The following is a 19,704-nucleotide window of genomic DNA, read 5'->3' on the forward strand; positions in this document are numbered from 1 at the left end:
CAGGTGGCGCAACCGATCGAGCAGAACACCGATTACCCCTGCACCGTGGCCGAGTTGTACGGGGCGCTGACCAGTGAGATGTACTGGAAGGACCGGGTCTCGGAGTTCGGTCTCGGTTCTCGGGTGGTCGAGTTCTTCGGCGTCGACGGCCGGACCACCTCCGTGGTGGACCAGGCCGTCGACGCCGAGATGTTACCGAAGGCGTTGCGACGCTTCGCCGGTGCGGACATGTCGGCGCGCTGCACGGAGTGGTGGGACCCACTCGTCGACCAATCGGCTTCGGGTGGTTACGAACTCGAGGTGTCGCGTGTCCCGATCGTGATCGCGGGCGACGTCACGATGACGGCGACGTCCGAGTCGACGAGTCGTCTGATTTTCGTCGGCACCGTCACCTCGACCATCCCCGTCATGGGTCCCGTGGTCGAGAAGATCATGCTCGGGGAGGTCGACAAGAGCTTCGCCGCCGAGAAAGAGTTCACCCTCGGTTGGCTGAACGCACGCCACTGAAGTGTTCGAGCACCGCCTGCTGCAGAGCGCGTTGACCGGTCCCTGACAACACGCCCGCGGGGGCGGAGAAGCGTTGCTGCACGGCACGTGTCGCGGTCGTCATGTCCGGTCGTCGCTGCGGCATCCGTAGACCGGAGTGCGCCGAGAGCAGGCCGTCCGCGGGCTCGACCGTCGAGAGCGTATCGACGCCGCCGCTCGGGATGTCGACGACGGTCGGCTCCTGTCCGAAACGGGTGCGTGCCCACTCGGCCGCCGACGCGAGTGCTTCGGTCACCTGTGACTTGGTGGCCCGCCCACGACGGCCCGTACTGGCGCCGTGGCCGGGGAGGTCGACGAGGACGACCGAGACGCCGCTGTCCGCGATCGTGCGCGCGAGCGCGCTGAGGTACCGCGCGTGCAGACCCGTCGGGACCGGAATCACGACTGCAGCATGCGGCGACTCACTGATGTGCACCTCGACGTGCACCGAACCGGACGGCGTGTCGACCCGGTCGTGCTCGACGAGGGACAGAGCTCGATCGAGTGCTGCTGCAATGCCTTCGATCTCGTGGTCGACCTGCGGCCAGGCTCGCACCCGAACCGTCGCGGCTGCGGCCACGGCCTCGCATGCTCGATGTCCGCGCAGAGCGTGCTCGCGCGTCATGACGGGTCGACCGCGGAGCAGGATCATGATCGCCGCTGCCTCCGCGGACGTCATGGACGGAACCCATCCGGTGGACCGCTCGAAATGCGTCGAGTCCACCGCTGCCTCGCCGGACGAGATCCAGTGCGAGGAGAACGGGAGCACGCGCACCGCATAGGCGGTGTTCACGAACCCGCGCAACAGCTTTCCCGGAACCTTCAGCACGAGCTGGCCCTGCATGCGAGCCAACGCGCGCACGCCGAGCCAGTCGCGCGGGCCGAGATTGAACGGTCCGGTCAGCGGAGTCTTGACCGCTCGGTGGAAGGCATCGGCCAGGTCGTCCTGGTGGATGAACTGGTAGTTCGCGTGATCGGGGTCGGGGAACGCGACCACCGACTGGGTGAGGGTGTCGATGCCGTCGTTCGAGAAGTCTGGACCGACCACGTACGTCGGACGCAGCATCGACACGGCCATCTCGCCGGGGTGGCGGCGCAGCCACCACTCGACGAAGTGCTCGACCTCCGCTTTGTCGAAGAAGTAGTACCGCAGGGGATCCGAGAGTGGAAATTCCTCTTCCGTCACCGGCACGGCGATGTCCTCGCTGCCGTAGACGCTCACGCTCGAGGCGATCACGAGGTTCTGTACACCGGCGCGGTGCGCGCAGTCGACCGTGTTGCGGGACCCGCCGATGTTCACGTCGTGAATTGCCGACTTGTCTCGTGCCTCCTCGACCACGAAGGCCAGGTGAATCACGACGTCGACCCCGCGGAACACCTCGACCAGGTCGGGGGATCGGATGTCGACCGAGACCGACTGCAGTTTCGGGTGGGTCAGGCGTGGCGCCCGCCGACCCAGGCCGACCACCGAGGTGATCTCCGGATCCGCCAGCAGCACAGGAAGAATGGCGGCGCCGAAGTCGCTCGTCGCGCCGGTGACCGCAACCTTCACTTCGTCACCGAAATCTCTTCACCGTCATCGTCGGTGATCGCCAACATCCCGGTCGTGCGGTACTGCCTCGGCAGCATCACGAAAACGACTGCAGCACAGATGAACACGGCCGCGGCGCCGAAGTAGGCGGCCACCTCGGATCCGCGCAGCGCCGCTTCCTTCATCTGCATGATCAGCTGTTGCCGCGACGGCTCGAACATCGCCGGGATCTCGCGCTTCTGCAGTTCGATCACGCTCAGCACGCTGGATGTTGCGTACCCGCGTTCGGTATCGGTGATCATCGCGTTCGGGATGGCGTCGACGAGCGGTTTGACGGTGCTCACGTAGTAGGAGGCCACGATGGACCCGAGGACGGCGACGCCGAGCGTGCCGCCGATCTCGCGGGTGGTGTCGTTGACCGCCGAACCTGCGCCGGCTTCGTCGAGGGGGAGCGAGGACATGATCGACTCCGTCGCCGGCCCCTGGATGATCGCGATGCCGACCGCCAGCAACAACATCGCAGGCAGCACCAGCGTCAGATAGGAGCTGGTCAGCTCGACCTGCCCGGCCACCAGGAGTCCGGCGCCGATCAGGATCAGACCGGTGACGAGCACCGGCATGGTGCCGATCTTCTGAGCGATCAGGGTGGCGGCGGGGGAGCTCACCGCCAGAGCCGCGGCGAACGGAAGCGTCGCGATACCGAACGCCAGCGGACTGTATTCGCGAACTCCCTGGAAGTACTGAGTGATGAGGAACAGGAATCCGAAGAGGCTGAAGTATCCGACGGCGATCGCCACAGCAGGCCACGCGAACGGCCTGATCTTGAACAGCGTCACGTCGAGAACCGGGGACTCGGTGTGCAGTTCGCGGTAGACGAACCCGACCAGCAGCGCGACCGACAGGGCGAAACCTCCCAGCGTCGTCACCGAGAGCCACCCGAACTTCGGCGCCTCGATGACGATGAACACCAACAACGACACACCGGCAATGGACAAGAGGACGCCGACGACGTCGAGCGGGCCGACGACCGACGCCTTGGACTCCGGCACCACGACGGCCACAGCGGCGACGGCGACGATGGCGACCGGAACGTTGAGCCAGAACACCGAGTGCCACGAGAAGTGCTCGAGAAGCCATCCGCCGGATATCGGCCCGATCGCCACCGCGACACCCGCGATCGACGACCACACACCGATGGCGAGGGCGCGTTCCTTCGGCTTCGGGAACAGGTTGGTGATGACGGCGAGGGTGGCGGGCAGAACCACGGCGGCGAAGACGCCCATCAGCGCACGTGAGGTGATCACTTGCTCGAGAGTGTCGCCGAGGGCGCCGATGATGCACGTCAGCCCGAGTCCGGTCAGGCCGATGAGGAGGAGTCGGCGTCGCCCGTAGCGGTCACCGAGATTTCCGAAAGCGAGCAGAAGGCCCGAGAAGGTCAGTGTGTACGCGTCGACGATCCATTGCAGGCCCGAAATTCCGGTTTCGAGCTCGATCCCGATGGAGGGAAGTGCCACGTTGATGACCGTCATGTCGAGCACGATCAGGAGTTCGGCAATGCAGATGACGCCGAAGGCGGCGAGCTGTCTGCGACGGGTGAGATCGGACGTCGAGGTGAGATGACCGGTGCTGCTCATCGAATTCTGTGCCCCCTGGTTGCGGCGCGGCGACCCACACCCGCGGCCAACCTACCTGCGGAAAGCGTTGATCGAGAGAGCATTCCCGGACCCTGGCGGCACCCGCGACGAAGTCGGTGTCTCGTCACAACGAAGGGCGGGTGCGGATAGTAGGGCTGCCACAACATCGGTGCCGGAGTACACGGAAATCGGTTCCGGGAAGTGCATTCGCATGTACTCGACGGGCATCATCAGTCACACTGCTAACGGATAACCTGTCTCGTCGGGGGGACGGTTACCGATCGGTAGTCTGCCTGTCGTCGACCACACTTGCTCTGAGTTAGAGTGACGCCACGCACACAGCTGATCGGTACGGGCGATGTGTGACGAGCTGGGAGGAATCGGTCGTGGGTGTAGAAGTTTCGGTCAAGGGGCTCACCAAGTCGTTCGGCGTTCAGAAAATCTGGCAGGACGTCACGCTGACGTTGCCCCAGGGCGAAGTCAGTGCACTTCTCGGCCCGTCGGGCACCGGTAAGTCCGTCTTCCTGAAGTCGCTGATCGGGCTGCTTCGCCCGGAAGAGGGCGAGATCTGGATCGACGGAACCAACATCATGGAGTGCTCCTCGAAGGAGCTCTACGAGATCCGCAAGCTCTTCGGTGTGCTGTTCCAGGACGGCGCCCTGTTCGGCTCCATGAACCTCTACGACAACACGGCGTTCCCACTTCGTGAGCACACGAAGAAGAAGGAATCCGAGATTCGCTCGATCGTGATGGACAAGCTCGAACTCGTCGGTCTGACCGGCGCCGAGGACAAGCTTCCCGGTGAGATCTCCGGCGGTATGCGCAAGCGCGCCGGCCTCGCCCGCGCCCTGGTGTTGGACCCCGAGATCATCCTCGTCGACGAGCCCGACTCGGGCCTCGATCCCGTCCGCACCACGTACATCTCGCAGTTGCTGCTCAACATCAACGCCCAGATCGACGCGACCACGTTGATCGTGACGCACAACATCAACCTCGCGCGCACGGTGCCGGACAACATCGGGATGCTCTTCCGCAAGAAGCTCGTCATGTTCGGACCGCGCGAAGTTCTGCTCACATCGGACGAGCCGGCCGTGAAGCAGTTCCTCAACGGCACGATGATCGGCCCGATCGGCATGTCCGAGGAGAAGGACGAGTCGCAGATGCGCGAGGAGCAGAAGCTCGCGGACGCCGGCCACAACCTCGGCGGCGTCGAAGACGTCGAGGGCATCATGCCGCAGATGGAGCCGGCCCCCGGGATGCCGTACCGCCAGGCCGTCGACCGTCGCCGCGAGCGCGTCCGTGGCATCATGCACGAGCTGCCGGACAGCGCCCAGCAGGCAATTCAGGAAAGCCTCGACGAGGCCGACCGCCAGAACGACGAGCACGGTAACCAGGGCAACGACGGTCGAGGGGACGACCGCCGTTACGACGATGGACAGCAGGACGGCTACGGCAACTACCGTGAGCCCGCTTACGATTCACCTCAGTCGGGATCTTGGAGATAACCCCCAGTAATGGCTAAAACGAAGAACCCGGTCCTACGATCGGGTAACGCCGCGCTGAGTCAAGCGGGCAATATCGTCGAATTGCTGGTCGAGGTCGTCCGGGAAACATTCCGGCGGCCCTTCCAGTTCCGGGAGTTCATCGAGCAGGCCTGGTTCATCGCCAGCGTCACGATCCTCCCGACCGCCTTGGTCGCCATCCCGTTCGGCGCCGTGGTGTCCTTGCAGACCGGTTCGCTGATCAAGCAGCTCGGTGCGGAATCCTTCACCGGCGCGGCCAGCGTGTTGGCCGTCGTGCAGCAGGGCAGTCCCATCGTGGTCGCGCTGCTCATCGCCGGTGCCGCCGGCTCGGCGGTGACGGCAGACCTGGGTTCGCGAACCATCCGCGAAGAGATCGACGCCATGGAAGTTCTCGGCATCAATCCGATTCAGCGCCTTGTGGTTCCGCGCGTGCTCGCCATGATTCTGGTGGCCCTGCTCCTGAACGGACTGGTGTCCGTCGTCGGCATCGCCGGTGGCTACTTCTTCAACGTCATCCTTCAAGACGGAACGCCCGGTGCGTACCTGGCATCCTTCGGTGCGCTTGCGCAACTCCCCGACCTCTGGGTCGGCGAGATCAAGGCCGTGCTGTTCGGCCTGATCGCGGGCGTCATCGCCTCGTACAAGGGACTTCACCCCAACCCGGGCCCGAAGGGTGTGGGCGAGGCCGTCAACCAGACGGTCGTCATCACCTTCCTCATGCTGTTCCTGGCCAACCTCGTCATGACGCTGGTCTACCTGCAGATCGTTCCGGCGAAGGGGGCGTGAGGTGGTAATCGCACGTGGTCGCGGAGACCGCACCCTCCTCCGGTTGCGCCACGCGGCGAAGGCGCCGGTCGGCGTCCTCGATCGTGCCGGCGAGCAGATGTCGTTCTACGGACGCGCCATCGGGTGGATCCCCCGAACCGTGGTGCACTACAAGAAGGAGACGCTGCGACTGCTCGCCGAGGTCACCTTCGGCAGTGGTGCGCTCGCGGTCATCGGCGGCACCATCGGCGTCATCCTGATGATGTCCGGCTTCACCGGTGTGGTCGTCGGGCTGCAGGGTTTCGCGGCGCTGGACCAGCTCGGCAGCTCGGTGCTCACGGGATTCCTGTCCGCCTACGTCAATACTCGTGAGATCGCGCCCATCGTTGCGGCGCTTGCCCTTTCGGCCACCGTGGGCTGTGGCTTCACCGCGCAGCTCGGTGCCATGAGGATCTCGGAGGAGATCGACGCGCTCGAGGTCATGGCCGTTCCGTCGGTTCCGTTCCTCGTCTCCACCCGCATGATCGCCGGCTTCGTCGCCGTCATCCCGCTCTACATCGTGGGCCTGCTGTCGGCGTACCTCGCCTCCCGCCTCGTCAGCACGATCTTCAACGGGCAGTCGAGTGGTTCGTACGACCACTACTTCAACCTGTTCCTGCCGCCGGAGGACGTGCTCTACTCCTTCGCGAAGGTCCTCGTCTTCGCCTTCGTGCTCATCATGATCCACTGCTACTACGGCTTTCACGCCTCGGGCGGACCGGCCGGCGTCGGTGTGGCCGTGGGTCGCGCCGTCCGCGCAGCACTGGTCACCATTGCCGTCCTGAACTTCTTCCTCAGTCTCGCGATCTGGGGAACCACCACTACCGTGCGAGTCGCAGGATGAATACGTCGACATCACCGCTCCGCCGCCGAATTCTGGGTGTCGCCTTCTTCCTGGTGGTCGCCCTGTTCATCGCCTGGAGCATCGCCACCTACCTCAAGACCTTCAAGACGGTCGTCAACGTCGACCTCGTCACCGACACCGTCGGAAATGCGTTGCCCGCCAACGCCGACGTGAAGATTCGCGGCGTCATCGTCGGCGAGGTGCGGTCGGCCAGCACCGAGAACGGCGAGGTCACCTCGGTCCTCGCGCTCGATCCCGATCAGGCTCGCACCATCCCGTCCAACGTCACGGCGCGACTGCTGCCGAAGACGCTGTTCGGCGAGCGCTACGTCGCACTGCAGATTCCCGACGGAGCCTCCGCCACCAAGGGCATCTCCGACGGCGCCGTCATCCAGCAGGACAAGAGCGGTAACGCCATCGAGGTCGGTCAGCTCCTCGATTCGCTGCTGCCGTTGCTCGACGCTATTCCGCCGCAGGATCTTTCGAACACCCTCGGCGCGTTGAACCAGGCGTTGCAGGGTCGGGGTGAGTCGCTCGGACTGTCCATCGACCGTCTCGAGACGATCTTCGCCGGACTGAACACCGAACTGCCGAACATCCAGCAGGACCTGGTGGGTCTCGCGGATCTGTCGCAGACCTACAGCACGGCAGCGCCTGATCTGGTCGACGCTCTCGACAACCTCTCGGTCACCGGAAACACGGTGGTGGAGAAGAAGAGTGCGATCGACGTCCTTCTCGCGTCGGCGACATCGACCTCGTCGTCGACCGCGGATCTTCTCGAAACGAACAGGAGCTCGATCATCTCGATCGCGGCCGACTCGCGCGAAGCACTCGAGCTGCTCGCGCGGTACTCACCGTCCACCGGATGCATGCTGTCGAAGTTCGTCCCGATCGCCGAGGAGGCCAAGAACATCCTGGCCGTCGACGATCCGTATCCGGGCGTGCGCGGCACGATCAACTTCGTGAACCCGAAGGGCGCTTACCTGCCCAACCAGGACGAGCCGCGACTGTTCGACGACCGTGGTCCGTCGTGCTTCGACGGAGTGCAGCAGCCGGGCAAGTTCTTTCCCCAGTACCCGGGCGGTTCGGTCAACGACGGTTCGTACCAGGTGCCGTCCCGTAACCCGGGTCCGCGCGACATCCAGATGCTCGCGTCGCCCCAGGACTCGCAGTTCCCGTCGTCGGAAACGGGCACGGACGCCACCACGGCCACCGGTGACCCCGTCACCCCGGCGTCGTACGCCGGCTCGGACGCCGAGCGCAACACCCTCGCCGTCGTCTACGGATCCGCCAACGGCATCTCGCCGGCCGACGTTCCCGCGTGGACGACGCTCGTCGGCGCTCCCGCCCTGCGCGGACAGGAGGTGAACGTCCAGTGAGAGGCCTCCTCGCACCACTGCTCAAGTTGATCGCGTTCGCCATCGTGACGATCATCGCCACGGGCGCGCTCGCGCTCACCATCGCCAACGGCTCGGGTGGGGGCGGCGAGAAGTTCTCCGCGATCTTCACCGACGTCGCGTCGCTCAACAAGGGCGACGAGATTCGCATTGCCGGTGTGCGAGTGGGTCAGGTGCAGAGCATCGAGATCTACGACCGCGACCGGGCGAAGGTCGAGTTCTCGGTGGACAACCGAAGTTCGTTGCCCGCCAGCACCACTGCCACCATCCGGTACCGCAACCTCATCGGTCAGCGCTACATCGCGCTCGAGCAGGGAACCGGAAACCAGGGCGAGAAGATCAACAGCGGTGCCACGATTCCGCTCGAGCGCACCAAGCCGGCCGTGAACCTCACGACGCTCTTCAACGGCTTCCGCCCGCTGTTCCAGACGTTGACCGCCGACGACGTGAACAAGCTGTCGTTCGAGATCATCCAGGTATTCCAGGGTGAGGCCGGAACCATCGGCGATCTGGTCGCCAACACGGCCAGCCTGACGAACACCGTCGCCGACAAGGATCAGGTCATCGGGCAGGTAATCGACAACCTGAACGGTGTCCTGGCGACGGTGAACAAGAACGACACCGGCTTGAACGACCTGATCGTCAACACGCAGAAGTTGGTCTCGGGCCTTGCGGCCGATCGCGGAACCGTCGGGTCGGCGATCACGTCGCTCGCCGGACTCACCAACGCGACCGCGGACGTCCTCGAACCGTCGCGGCCGGCGGTCCAGGGCACCATCTCCGCGGTGAACGACCTGTCGGCGAAGCTCAACGCTCGTGCGCCGGAGGTCAACGGCATCCTGTCGAACCTGCCGATCAAGCTGGACAAGCTCGTTCGTGTGGCCAGCTACGGTTCGTGGTTCCAGTTCTACCTCTGCGGAATCGACATCGTTGCGGGTCCCGGTTACTCGCCCAACCTGAACCTCCCGACCGGCCTTCCCACGATCAATCAGCCGCTCTACACCAACTCGGCAAAGCGGTGTGCGGCCGGAGGTATCCAGTAATGCCATCTCGTCGTCGTCGTCCCGCGGTCGCGGGCGGACTCGGCATCTTCATCATTCTGATGTTGGTGGCCTCCGCCTTCTTCCTGGACTCGCTGCCGATTCTCGGCGCCGGGTCGAAATACACCGCCGAGTTCTCCGAAGCGGCCGGGCTCAAGGCCAGCAACGAGGTTCGCATCGCCGGCGTGAAGGTCGGCAAGGTCACCGACGTCTCGCTCGACGGTGATCGGGTCAAGGTGAAGTTCGACGTCAAGGACGCGTGGGTCGGAGACCAGAGCACGGCGTCGATTCAGATCAAAACCGTTCTCGGACAGAAGTATCTGTCGCTCGAGCCCAAGGGCACGGAGCGGCTGAACACGAAGGACCCCATTCCTCTGGAGCGCACCACGTCGCCGTACGACGTCATCGACGCCTTCTCCGACGCGGGCCGCACTGCCGGTGACATCGACACCGAGCAACTCGCGACGAGCATGGAGACGCTCTCGGCCGCGTTCTCGCAGACGCCGGACAACATCCGCGCGTCCCTCGACGGGGTCAGCCGGTTGTCGCAGACCATCGCCTCGCGCGACGACTCGTTGCGCACATTGTTCGACGCCACCACCAAGACCACCAAGGTCCTCGCGGATCGCAACCAGGAGTTCACGAAGCTGATCTCCGACGGTGCCTCGCTGGTGCAGGAACTCAACGAGCGACAGCGATCCATTGCGGCGCTCCTCACGGGAGTGCAGCGCATCTCGCAGCAGCTCACCGGATTGATCCGGGACAACGAGGCGCAGATCGGACCGGCGCTCGACCAACTCGGCGGAGTCATCGACATCCTGAAGAACAACAACCAGAATCTCGCGAAGGCCATCGAGTTGTACTCACCGTTCGTCCGCCTGTACTCGAACATCGTCGGTAACGGCCGGTGGTTCGATCAGGTCATCGTCAACGCGTTCCCGCCGGGCCTACCGGACATCCCCGGGTACCGCGAGCCCATTCGCACCCTTGGTGTCGATCCCGTTCGTAGTCCGGGGGCATGACATGACGACTGTGTTCAACAAGAAGAACATCCCCCTGATCGCGGGCGCTCTGGTTGCCGTACTCGTGGTCGCCGGTGTGCTGTGGTGGGTCTTCTTCCGAGCCGGAACAACCGCCATCACAACGTATTTCGACAAGAGCGTCGGCGTGTACGAGGGCACGGACGTACGCGTCCTCGGCGTCAAGGTCGGGTCGGTCACCAAGGTCGAGCCACTGGGCGACCAGGTTCGCGTCGAGCTGCGGGTGGATCGCGGAGTCGACATCCCGGCCACGGCCAAGGCCGTGCAGATCGCACCGTCCGTCGTCGCCGATCGCTATGTCCAGCTCGCACCGGCGTACACCGGCGGCGAGAAGATGTCGTCCGGAACGACCATTCCGCTCGAGAACACTGCGACGCCGGTGGAGGTCGATCAGCTGTACTCGAGCATCGACCAGCTCTCGGAAGCGTTGGGCCCCAACGGCGCCAACAAGAACGGCGCTGTCTCCGACCTGGTGACCACCGGCGCGGACAACCTGGCCGGCAACGGTGAGGCGCTCAACAACTCGATCACGCAGCTGTCCGGTGCGGTGGACACGCTCAATTCCTACCGCGGCGACCTGTTCGACACCGTGAAGAACCTGCAGACCTTCGTCACTGCGCTCGCGCAGAACGACGCGCAGGTCCGCCAGTTCAACACCCAACTCTCCGACCTCACCAGCTTCCTGTCCGGTGAGCGAGAAGACTTGAACCAGGCCGTGTCTCAGCTGTCGGTGACCCTCGGCGACGTCGCGACGTTCGTGCGCGACAATCGCGAGAAGCTGACGTCCGATCTCGACAACCTGGCCCCGACGACGCAGATCCTCGCGGACAACAAGCAGAACCTCGTCGACACGTTGACGCTGCTCCCGTTGGCCATCTCGAACGTCGTCAACTCCTACAACGCGGAAACCGGCACCTTGGATTCGCGCGTCAACTTCAAGGAGTTCCAGGATCCCTCCCAGTTGTTCTGCAGCCTGATCGACCTGCAGAAGCTCAGGCCCGGTGACCCGCAGTTCGAGGCGCTCGGACGGCAGATGCAGCCGATCGTCGACAACTGCAAGAGCATCGTCGACCAGGCCGTCGCCGGTGTGAAGACACCGACCCTCATCCTCCCGTTCGGTCTGCTGACCGCGGACAACGAGCAGCGCAACGTCGAGCCGGGAACGCAACCGGGTATTCAGTCACCGCGTATCGGCGAGGCGAATCTGCCCGGCCTCGAGCTGAGCACGGGAGGCCAGTGATGAAGAAGAAAGCGATCTTCGCCGGCGCGAGTGCATGCGTCGTGGCCCTGACCCTCACCTCATGCGGATCCCAGGGCATCTACGCCATCCCCCTGCCCGGTGGTGCGGACGTGGGTGACAACCCGATGACCTTGACGCTCCAGTTCGACGACGTGCTCGACCTGGTCCCGCAGTCGACGGTGAAGGTCGACGGTGTGCCGGTCGGTCGAGTCACCTCGGTGTCCGTCCCGCGGGACGGATGGACCGCAGACGTGAACGTCACGCTGAACTCGGACGTCGACCTGCCCGCCAACGCGACCGCGTCGGTGGAACAGACCAACCTCCTCGGCGAGAAGTTCGTGTCACTGTCCGCCCCCAAGGACAACCCGGAATCGGCTCGTCTGCAGAGCGGCGACACGGTGCCGCTGGAACGCACGCGGCACGCGACCGACATCGAGCAGGTCCTCGGCGCGCTGTCGATGCTGCTGAACGGTGGCGGTATCGCCCAGCTCGCGCCGATCGTCAAGGAGCTGAACACTGCGTTCTCCGGTCGTGAGGACAAGGTGCGCAGCCTTCTGGACAACGCCAACACTCTGATCGCCGGTCTCGACGATCAGAAGAACGACATCACCCGTGCGCTCGACGGCCTCGACACCCTCACCGGGACGGTGAACCAGCAGACCGAGCAGATCGAACGCATTCTGAAGGATCTCCCCGTCGCGACGGGTGTTCTCGAGGAACAGCGTCCGCAGCTGACCGAGCTGCTCGGACAGGTCGACCGACTCGGTGCGGTCGGTACCGACGTGCTGAACCAGTCCAAGGACGACATCATCGCCGACCTGCGCGCCTTGCGGCCGACGTTGCAGGAGCTCGCGAAGTCCGGCGACGACCTGATCACCGACCTCAAGTTCGTTCCGACGTTCCCGTTCCCGGACGGTGTCGAGAAGATCACCCAGGGCGGATCCGTGAACCTCTTCCTGAGCGTGGATCTGCAGATCGGCAACCAGTTGTCGGCGTTCGGTGTCGGCGAGGGTGACCCCATCTACAGCCCTCCGAAGTACGGAACGCCGCTGCCCCAGGTCGATCCCGCGAACCCGTACTACAACGGCAACGGGGCTCGTCCGGCCTTCCCGACGATCTCGCTGCTGCCGTTGCCGCCGATCGTGCCTCGTCCCACGCCGGCCCCGGGTGTTCCCGGTCCTGTGATCGCCCCGGCCAACCCGCTCGACGGGCTTCTCCAGCAGTTCGGCATCGCTGCTCCTGCTCCCCAGAACGGAGGCTGACTATGAGATCGAGACTCGTTCGCTTTCAGCTCATCGCGTTCATCGTCATCGCCATCCTCGGACTGGTCTACGTCGGTGGAAAATACGTCCGCCTCGATCAGCTGCTCGGCTTCGGGCAGTACACGGTCAAGGCCAACTTCGCCGACTCCGGCGGCATCTTCACCAACGCCGAGGTGACCTACCGCGGTGTGTCCGTCGGTCGGGTCGGTTCCCTGAACTTGACCGACCAGGGCGTGGAGGTCGACCTCCTGCTCACCAGTGGTGGTATCGACATTCCGTCGGAAGCCAAGGCCGTCGTCGCCAACCGGTCTGCGATCGGCGAGCAGTACGTCGACATTCAGCCGACCACCGACCAGGGTCCGTACCTGCAGGACGGTTCGGTGATCAGCGCCGACGACACGTCGATCCCGACGCCTGTCGAGAACCTGCTCGCCAACGTCGACACGCTGGCGAAGTCGGTCCCCATCGACAAATTGAACACGCTGGTGACCGAACTCGGGGCCGGCTTCGACGGCAAGGGTGACGATCTCCAGACCCTCGTCACGTCGCTCGACACGTTCTCGGAGGCCGGTCTCGAGGCCCTGCCGCAGACACTGACGCTGATCCGGGACAGCCGTACCGTCCTCGACACACAGAGCGAACAGTCGTCGTCCATCCAGCAGTTCAGCAACGACCTGAACCTGGTGACCGCTCAGATCCGGGCGAACGACCCCGACATTCGCCGACTGATCGACAACGGAACGCCGGCCAGCAACGAGGTCGGCGCCCTCGTGGCGCAGGCCGGACCGTCGCTGACGTCCAACCTGACGAACCTGGCCGATCTGGGACGTTCGCTCAGTCCGCGTGCCTTCGCCCTTCGCCCGCTGCTGCAGTTCCTCCCGGCGCTGGCGTCGGGTGCAGCATCCGTGTCGCCCGGCGACGGCACGATCCACCAGGGCATCCTGCTCGAAGTCAACAACCCGCCCCCGTGCACCGTCGGCTACGAGGGAACACAGGCGATCCTCGCGGAGGAGAAGGCCAAGAATCCGGACTTCGACGACACTCAGCAGGATTTCCCGCTGAACCTCGACGCCAATTGCACCGTGCCGCACGGATCCACCACGGGAGTGCGCGACGCCAACAGCATCGTCTACGGCGATCCCCAGGTCTCGCAGCCGTGGGACGGCAAGCCGAAGGTTGCTCCGGAACCGTTGAACCTCAACCCGATTGCGACGCAGCTGGCAACGTTGCTGGGAGTGACACCGAAGCGTTGAGAAGTCTTCTCCGATGGCTGACGCGGTTCGATGGGGTCCATTCGGCGAAAGGGTATGGTCGCTGACGTGACGAGCACTGTGAACGCCGAAACTTCCGGCGGGGACCGGCTCAGGATTGTCGGGTTGATCGTCGCGGTGGTCGCTCTCGCGGTCGCACTCGTCCTCGCCATCCTGCTCGGAGTCGGGTGGGCGCATGCGCGGACCGCATCGGCCACTGCGACGGCACGCGACGACGCCCTGGCCGGTTCACGACAAGCCGCGATCAACCTCAATTCGGTCGATTCGAACAACCTGGACCAGACGTTCGCGGACATCGAGTCGTCCATCACCGGTGACGAGCTCGTCAAGGGGCTGACCGACACGAAAGATCAGTTCCGCGAACAGTTTCAGTCCTCGAATGTCGTCACCACCGCCACGGTTCAACACGCCGCGCTGGTGTCGTTCAACGAGGACGACGACACGGCGTCGTCGCTCATCGTGTTGCAAACCGACACGAAGCGGCCGGACGCGGCGGAAGAGTTGTTCATCTCGACCCTGCGCCTGGACATGACCGTCGACGGCGGAGTGTGGAAGGCGACGAAGATCCAGCCGATCGGACAACGGATTCCGCTGGATGCCCCGACGACCGACACCCCGGCGCCGACGGACACTCCTGCGCCCACAGATACCCCCGCGCCTGCCGCGACGGACACACCCGCGCCTGCCGCGACACCGGCCCCCGCAACCGGCGGCCAGTAATGCTTACGAAGGAGTAGGACCAGTGCCCCCACCCCGCCGCCAGAATCCGACCGGACCGTCACGGCGCCCCCGTGTCGCCGGCCGCACCGGTGTCCCGGCGGGCGAGAAGCCGGTCGCACCGGAGAGTCAGGCGCCCGAGGAGAAGGCCTCCGCGTCGGTCGATCTCGGGAAGCAGGCACCGGCCAAGGCGACCACGCTGAACGACTACGCCGGTAAGCCGGCGCAGCCCGCCAAGTTGGGCAGCATCGCCGCCGAGCCGGCGTCGACGGCTCAGGAAGCCGAGTCCATCGAGGAATCGACCGGGACCAAGAAGAAGAAGGCGACCGCCCCCTATCGGCTGTCCAAGCCGAAAACGGATCAGAGCGACTATCCACAGGTAGCGCCCGATCGCCCACACAGTCGCAAGATGGCGCGCGTCACGATCGCCGCTGCCGTACTGGCTCTGTTGTTCGCGATCGTCGCCGTCGTGGCCGGTCTGAAGCCCGGTACGACCGAGGTGACCAATCAGGCCTGGATCGACGATGCCGCCACCAACGAGGTGTCGGCAGCCGCCACGACCGCACTGCAGACGGTGTTCAGCTACAAGGTCGACACCATCGATCAGGACCAGGACGCGGCGCGCGCGGTTCTCGACGGTGATCGTCTGAACGAGTACAACGAATCCGCCGAGCAGACGAAACAGGGTGTGCTGCAGACGAAGACGACATCGGTCGCCGTCGTCACCGACATCGGCGTCTCCGTGCTCCAGGACGACAACGCCCAGATCGTCGCGAGCATGGACATCTCCGCGAATCAGGACGGGGTCGATCAGGGAACCGTCCAGACGCCTGTCGTCGTGACGATGACGAGGGTCGACGGAAAATGGCTGATTTCGCAGATCGACAACCGTTAGCGGGCCGTGTCGAATCGGCCCTGACAACAAATCGGGTAGCGAAACGCCGCGTTCGGTCTTGACGCGGGGCGGTGCGAGGGTCCAATCTGTTCCTGCACGAACGAACACCACGTGAGTCGAACGCAGTAGAAGCAAGTGAGCACGACGACGGCGCAAATGGAGGCACCGGAGTTGTCGAACTTGCCGGCGTGAACCGTGAGTAAGTAGTAGGTTGCATCTTTCCCCGTTTGGGGGTACTTTTGGACGTTGCGCTGGGTGCCTCCTGTCCACTTCCAGATCTCGAACCGTCTTGTGTGCTGAAGTCTGTTCGTATTGAGGTCTTGTTCGGGTCGCCACCAGCCGGTTTCTGAAGAAACAGTGTCCCTAGGAACAAGCAGATACAGCGATGGTCGCAGGCGCCTTTGTCTATGGCGTAGCAGCGACCCGCGTGAGGTGCTGGAAGGAATGCATCTTGGCAGTCTCCACCCAGACCAAGGACAACACCGGAACTCCCGGAGCCCCGAAGAGGGTGTCGTTCGCGAAAATTCGCGAACCACTCGAAGTGCCGGGGCTACTTGATCTACAGACGGATTCGTTCGAATGGCTCGTCGGTGCCCAGAGCTGGAAGGACCGCGCCGAAGCGCGCGGTGACAGCTCCGCGAGTGGAGGTCTGGAAGACATCCTGACCGAGCTCTCGCCCATCGAGGACTTCTCCGGTTCGATGTCCCTGTCGTTCTCCGACCCACGCTTCGACGAGGTCAAGGCCTCGATCGACGAGTGCAAGGACAAGGACATGACCTACGCGGCGCCGTTGTTCGTCACCGCGGAGTTCATCAACAACAACACCGGCGAGATCAAGAGCCAGACGGTCTTCATGGGTGATTTCCCGATGATGACCGACAAGGGCACCTTCATCATCAACGGCACCGAGCGCGTCGTCGTGTCGCAGCTCGTCCGTTCGCCGGGCGTCTACTTCGACCATTCGGTCGACAAGACCACCGAAAAGGATCTGCACAGCGTCAAGGTCATCCCGGGCCGCGGCGCATGGCTCGAGTTCGACGTCGACAAGCGCGACACCGTCGGCGTGCGTATCGACCGCAAGCGTCGTCAGCCCGTCACCGTCCTGCTGAAGGCACTGGGCTGGACCACCGAGCAGATCACCGAGCGCTTCGGCTTCTCGGAGATCCTCATGGCCACGCTGGAGAAGGACAACACCGCCGGCACCGACGAGGCGCTGCTCGACATCTACCGCAAGCTCCGTCCGGGCGAGCCGCCCACGAAGGAGTCCGCGCAGACACTGCTGGAGAACCTGTTCTTCAAGGAGAAGCGCTACGACCTCGCTCGCGTGGGTCGCTACAAGATCAACAAGAAGCTCGGCCTGAACCTGGGCGAGCCGATCGTGGCATCGACTCTCACCGAAGAGGACATCGTCGCAACCATCGAGTACCTCGTGCGTCTGCACGCGGGCGAGACGGCCATGACTGCCCCCGGCGGCGAAGAAGTTCCCGTCGAGGTCGACGACATCGACCACTTCGGTAACCGTCGTCTGCGTACCGTCGGCGAGCTCATCCAGAACCAGATCCGCGTGGGCCTGTCCCGCATGGAGCGCGTGGTCCGCGAACGTATGACGACTCAGGACGTCGAGGCCATTACGCCGCAGACCCTGATCAACATCCGTCCCGTGGTCGCTGCCATCAAGGAGTTCTTCGGAACCTCGCAGCTCTCGCAGTTCATGGACCAGAACAACCCGCTGTCGGGTCTGACGCACAAGCGTCGCCTCTCGGCACTGGGACCCGGCGGTCTCTCACGTGAGCGCGCCGGCCTCGAAGTTCGTGACGTGCACCCCTCGCACTACGGCCGTATGTGCCCGATCGAGACCCCGGAAGGCCCGAACATCGGCCTGATCGGATCGCTGTCGGTGTACGCCCGCGTGAACCCGTTCGGGTTCATCGAGACGCCGTACCGCAAGGTCGTCGAAGGACAGGTCACCGACGACGTCGACTACCTGACCGCCGACGAGGAGGACCGCCACGTCGTGGCGCAGGCCAACTCGTCCATCGACACCACCGGCAAGTTCGTCGACGAGAAGATTCTCGTTCGTCGTAAGGGCGGCGAGGTCGAGTTCGTCTCGTCCCTCGATGTCGACTACATGGACGTCTCGCCTCGTCAGATGGTGTCCGTCGCAACCGCGATGATTCCGTTCCTCGAGCACGACGACGCCAACCGTGCCCTGATGGGCGCGAACATGCAGCGTCAGGCCGTTCCCCTCGTGCGCAGCGAAGCTCCGCTCGTCGGAACCGGTATGGAACTGCGTGCTGCGGTCGACGCAGGCGACGTCATCATCAACGACAAGACCGGCGTGATCGAAGAGGTCTCCGCCGACTACGTCACCGTGATGGCCGACGACGGCACCCGCAAGACCTACCGGATGCGCAAGTTCGCGCGCTCGAACCAGGGCACCTGCGCCAACCAGCGTCCGATCGTCGACGAGGGTGACCGCGTCGAGGCCGGTCAGGTTCTGGCGGACGGACCCTGCACCGAGAACGGCGAGATGGCGCTGGGCAAGAACTTGCTCCTCGCGATCATGCCGTGGGAAGGCCACAACTACGAGGACGCGATCATCCTGTCGCAGCGCCTCGTGGAAGAGGACGTTCTCACCTCGATCCACATCGAAGAGCACGAGATCGATGCCCGCGACACCAAGCTCGGTGCCGAGGAAATCACTCGCGACATCCCGAACGTCTCCGACGAGGTCCTCGCGGATCTCGACGAGCGCGGCATCATCCGTATCGGTGCCGAGGTTCGTGACGGCGACGTCCTCGTCGGAAAGGTCACGCCGAAGGGCGAGACCGAGCTGACCCCCGAAGAGCGCCTGCTGCGCGCCATCTTCGGCGAGAAAGCCCGCGAGGTTCGCGACACGTCTCTGAAGGTTCCGCACGGCGAGAACGGAAAGGTCATCGGCATTCGCGTGTTCTCACGTGAAGACGACGACGATCTGCCTCCCGGCGTCAACGAGCTGGTCCGCGTCTACGTGGCTCAGAAGCGCAAGATCCAGGACGGCGACAAGCTCGCCGGCCGTCACGGCAACAAGGGCGTCATCGGCAAGATTCTTCCCGCCGAAGACATGCCCTTCCTGTCCGATGGCACCCCGGTCGACATCATCCTGAACACCCACGGTGTTCCGCGTCGTATGAACATCGGTCAGGTCCTCGAGACCCACCTCGGGTGGATCGGAAAGACCGGCTGGAACGTGCAGATCGCGAGCGACGGGACGCGACCCGATTGGGCCGCAACCCTTCCCGAGGAGATGCTGGCGGCCGAGGCCGACACCAACATCGCCACCCCGGTGTTCGACGGTGCGAAGGAGGACGAGCTCGCAGGTCTCCTGTCGAGCACGATCCCGAACCGCGACGGCGAGCAGATGGTCGGTGCCGACGGAAAGGCCACCTTGTTCGACGGCCGTTCCGGAGAGCCGTTCCCGTACCCGGTGTCGGTGGGCTACATGTACATCATCAAGCTGCACCACTTGGTCGACGACAAGATCCACGCTCGTTCGACCGGGCCGTACTCGATGATCACGCAGCAGCCCCTCGGTGGTAAGGCGCAGTTCGGTGGACAGCGCTTCGGCGAGATGGAGTGCTGGGCCATGCAGGCCTACGGCGCTGCGTACACGCTGCAGGAGCTTCTCACCATCAAGTCGGACGACGTCGTCGGCCGCGTGAAGGTGTACGAAGCAATCGTCAAGGGCGAGAACATCCCCGAGCCCGGTATCCCCGAGTCCTTCAAGGTGCTCCTCAAGGAGCTCCAGTCGCTGTGCCTCAACGTGGAGGTGTTGTCTTCGGACGGCGCAGCCATCGAGATGCGCGACGGTGACGACGAAGACCTCGAGCGTGCCGCGGCGAACTTGGGAATCAACCTCTCCCGCAACGAGTCCGCGACCGTCGACGATTTGGCTCAGTGACTCGCAGGTACCACCCGCGAGCCCACTGCAGCATCAGCAAA

Annotated in this window: 15 protein-coding genes; 13 read left to right on the top strand and 2 right to left on the bottom strand. The window is 64.3% G+C overall.

The window, feature by feature from the left end; all coding sequences use genetic code 11:
* The first annotated feature begins 3 nt into the window (after positions 1-3).
* Positions 4-507 (top strand): DUF2505 domain-containing protein, encoded by a 504-nt coding sequence (locus IEW02_RS04065; RefSeq protein WP_188543371.1) that lies wholly within the window; start codon positions 4-6, stop codon positions 505-507.
* Here IEW02_RS04065 and IEW02_RS04070 read toward each other — a convergent pair.
* The gene (locus IEW02_RS04070; RefSeq protein ID WP_188543372.1) at positions 476-2,077 is read right to left on the bottom strand and encodes an NAD-dependent epimerase/dehydratase family protein; all 1,602 of its coding nucleotides are present in this window, start codon (positions 2,075-2,077) and stop codon (positions 476-478) included. The genes IEW02_RS04065 and IEW02_RS04070 overlap by 32 nt on opposite strands.
* Positions 2,074-3,690, bottom strand: coding sequence for an MFS transporter (locus tag IEW02_RS04075; RefSeq protein ID WP_188543373.1), 1,617 nt, complete (start codon positions 3,688-3,690; stop codon positions 2,074-2,076). Before IEW02_RS04075 ends, IEW02_RS04070 begins: the two co-directional genes overlap by 4 nt.
* 386 nt (positions 3,691-4,076) lie before the next feature.
* Here IEW02_RS04075 and IEW02_RS04080 point away from each other — a divergent pair, with 386 nt between their 5' ends.
* The 12 genes from IEW02_RS04080 (at position 4,077) to rpoB (ending at position 19,663) form a co-directional block, all read left to right on the top strand.
* A complete protein-coding gene (locus IEW02_RS04080; RefSeq protein ID WP_188543374.1) occupies positions 4,077-5,195 on the top strand; it encodes an ABC transporter ATP-binding protein in 1,119 nt (372 codons plus the stop codon).
* 9 nt (positions 5,196-5,204) lie between these two features.
* Entirely contained in the window at positions 5,205-5,999 is a 795-nt protein-coding gene (locus IEW02_RS04085; protein ID WP_188543375.1) for an MlaE family ABC transporter permease, read from the top strand.
* 1 nt (position 6,000) lies between these two features.
* Complete coding sequence (locus IEW02_RS04090; protein WP_188543376.1) at positions 6,001-6,861, top strand: MlaE family ABC transporter permease; 861 nt, start codon at positions 6,001-6,003, stop codon at positions 6,859-6,861.
* Entirely contained in the window at positions 6,858-8,240 is a 1,383-nt protein-coding gene (locus tag IEW02_RS04095) for an MCE family protein (RefSeq protein WP_188543377.1), read from the top strand. The genes IEW02_RS04090 and IEW02_RS04095 overlap by 4 nt, the downstream gene beginning before the upstream one ends.
* Entirely contained in the window at positions 8,237-9,301 is a 1,065-nt protein-coding gene (locus tag IEW02_RS04100) for an MCE family protein (protein ID WP_188543378.1), read from the top strand. The genes IEW02_RS04095 and IEW02_RS04100 overlap by 4 nt, the downstream gene beginning before the upstream one ends.
* Entirely contained in the window at positions 9,301-10,320 is a 1,020-nt protein-coding gene (locus IEW02_RS04105; protein ID WP_188543379.1) for an MCE family protein, read from the top strand. Before IEW02_RS04100 ends, IEW02_RS04105 begins: the two co-directional genes overlap by 1 nt.
* A 1-nt stretch (position 10,321) precedes the next feature.
* Positions 10,322-11,578: an MCE family protein gene (locus tag IEW02_RS04110; protein WP_188543380.1), complete on the top strand. Its 1,257-nt coding sequence runs from the start codon at positions 10,322-10,324 to the stop codon at positions 11,576-11,578.
* Positions 11,578-12,840 (top strand): MCE family protein, encoded by a 1,263-nt coding sequence (locus tag IEW02_RS04115; protein WP_188543381.1) that lies wholly within the window; start codon positions 11,578-11,580, stop codon positions 12,838-12,840. The genes IEW02_RS04110 and IEW02_RS04115 overlap by 1 nt, the downstream gene beginning before the upstream one ends.
* A 2-nt stretch (positions 12,841-12,842) precedes the next feature.
* Positions 12,843-14,093 carry an MCE family protein gene (locus IEW02_RS04120; RefSeq protein WP_188543382.1) on the top strand — a complete coding sequence of 417 codons (1,251 nt, stop codon included), beginning with the start codon at positions 12,843-12,845 and terminating at the stop codon, positions 14,091-14,093.
* Positions 14,094-14,159: 66 nt separating this feature from the next.
* Complete coding sequence (locus tag IEW02_RS04125; RefSeq protein ID WP_188543383.1) at positions 14,160-14,831, top strand: Rv1363c family protein; 672 nt, start codon at positions 14,160-14,162, stop codon at positions 14,829-14,831.
* A 22-nt stretch (positions 14,832-14,853) separates the two neighbouring features.
* The gene (locus IEW02_RS04130) at positions 14,854-15,723 is read left to right on the top strand and encodes a hypothetical protein (RefSeq protein WP_188543384.1); all 870 of its coding nucleotides are present in this window, start codon (positions 14,854-14,856) and stop codon (positions 15,721-15,723) included.
* 385 nt (positions 15,724-16,108) lie between these two features.
* Positions 16,109-19,663, top strand: a complete 3,555-nt coding sequence (gene rpoB / locus IEW02_RS04135) for a DNA-directed RNA polymerase subunit beta (RefSeq protein WP_188543385.1) — start codon at positions 16,109-16,111, stop codon at positions 19,661-19,663.
* Positions 19,664-19,704: the final 41 nt, after the last annotated feature.

It is taken from the genome of Rhodococcoides trifolii (genome assembly GCF_014635345.1).
Lineage (GTDB): Bacteria > Actinomycetota > Actinomycetes > Mycobacteriales > Mycobacteriaceae > Rhodococcoides > Rhodococcoides trifolii.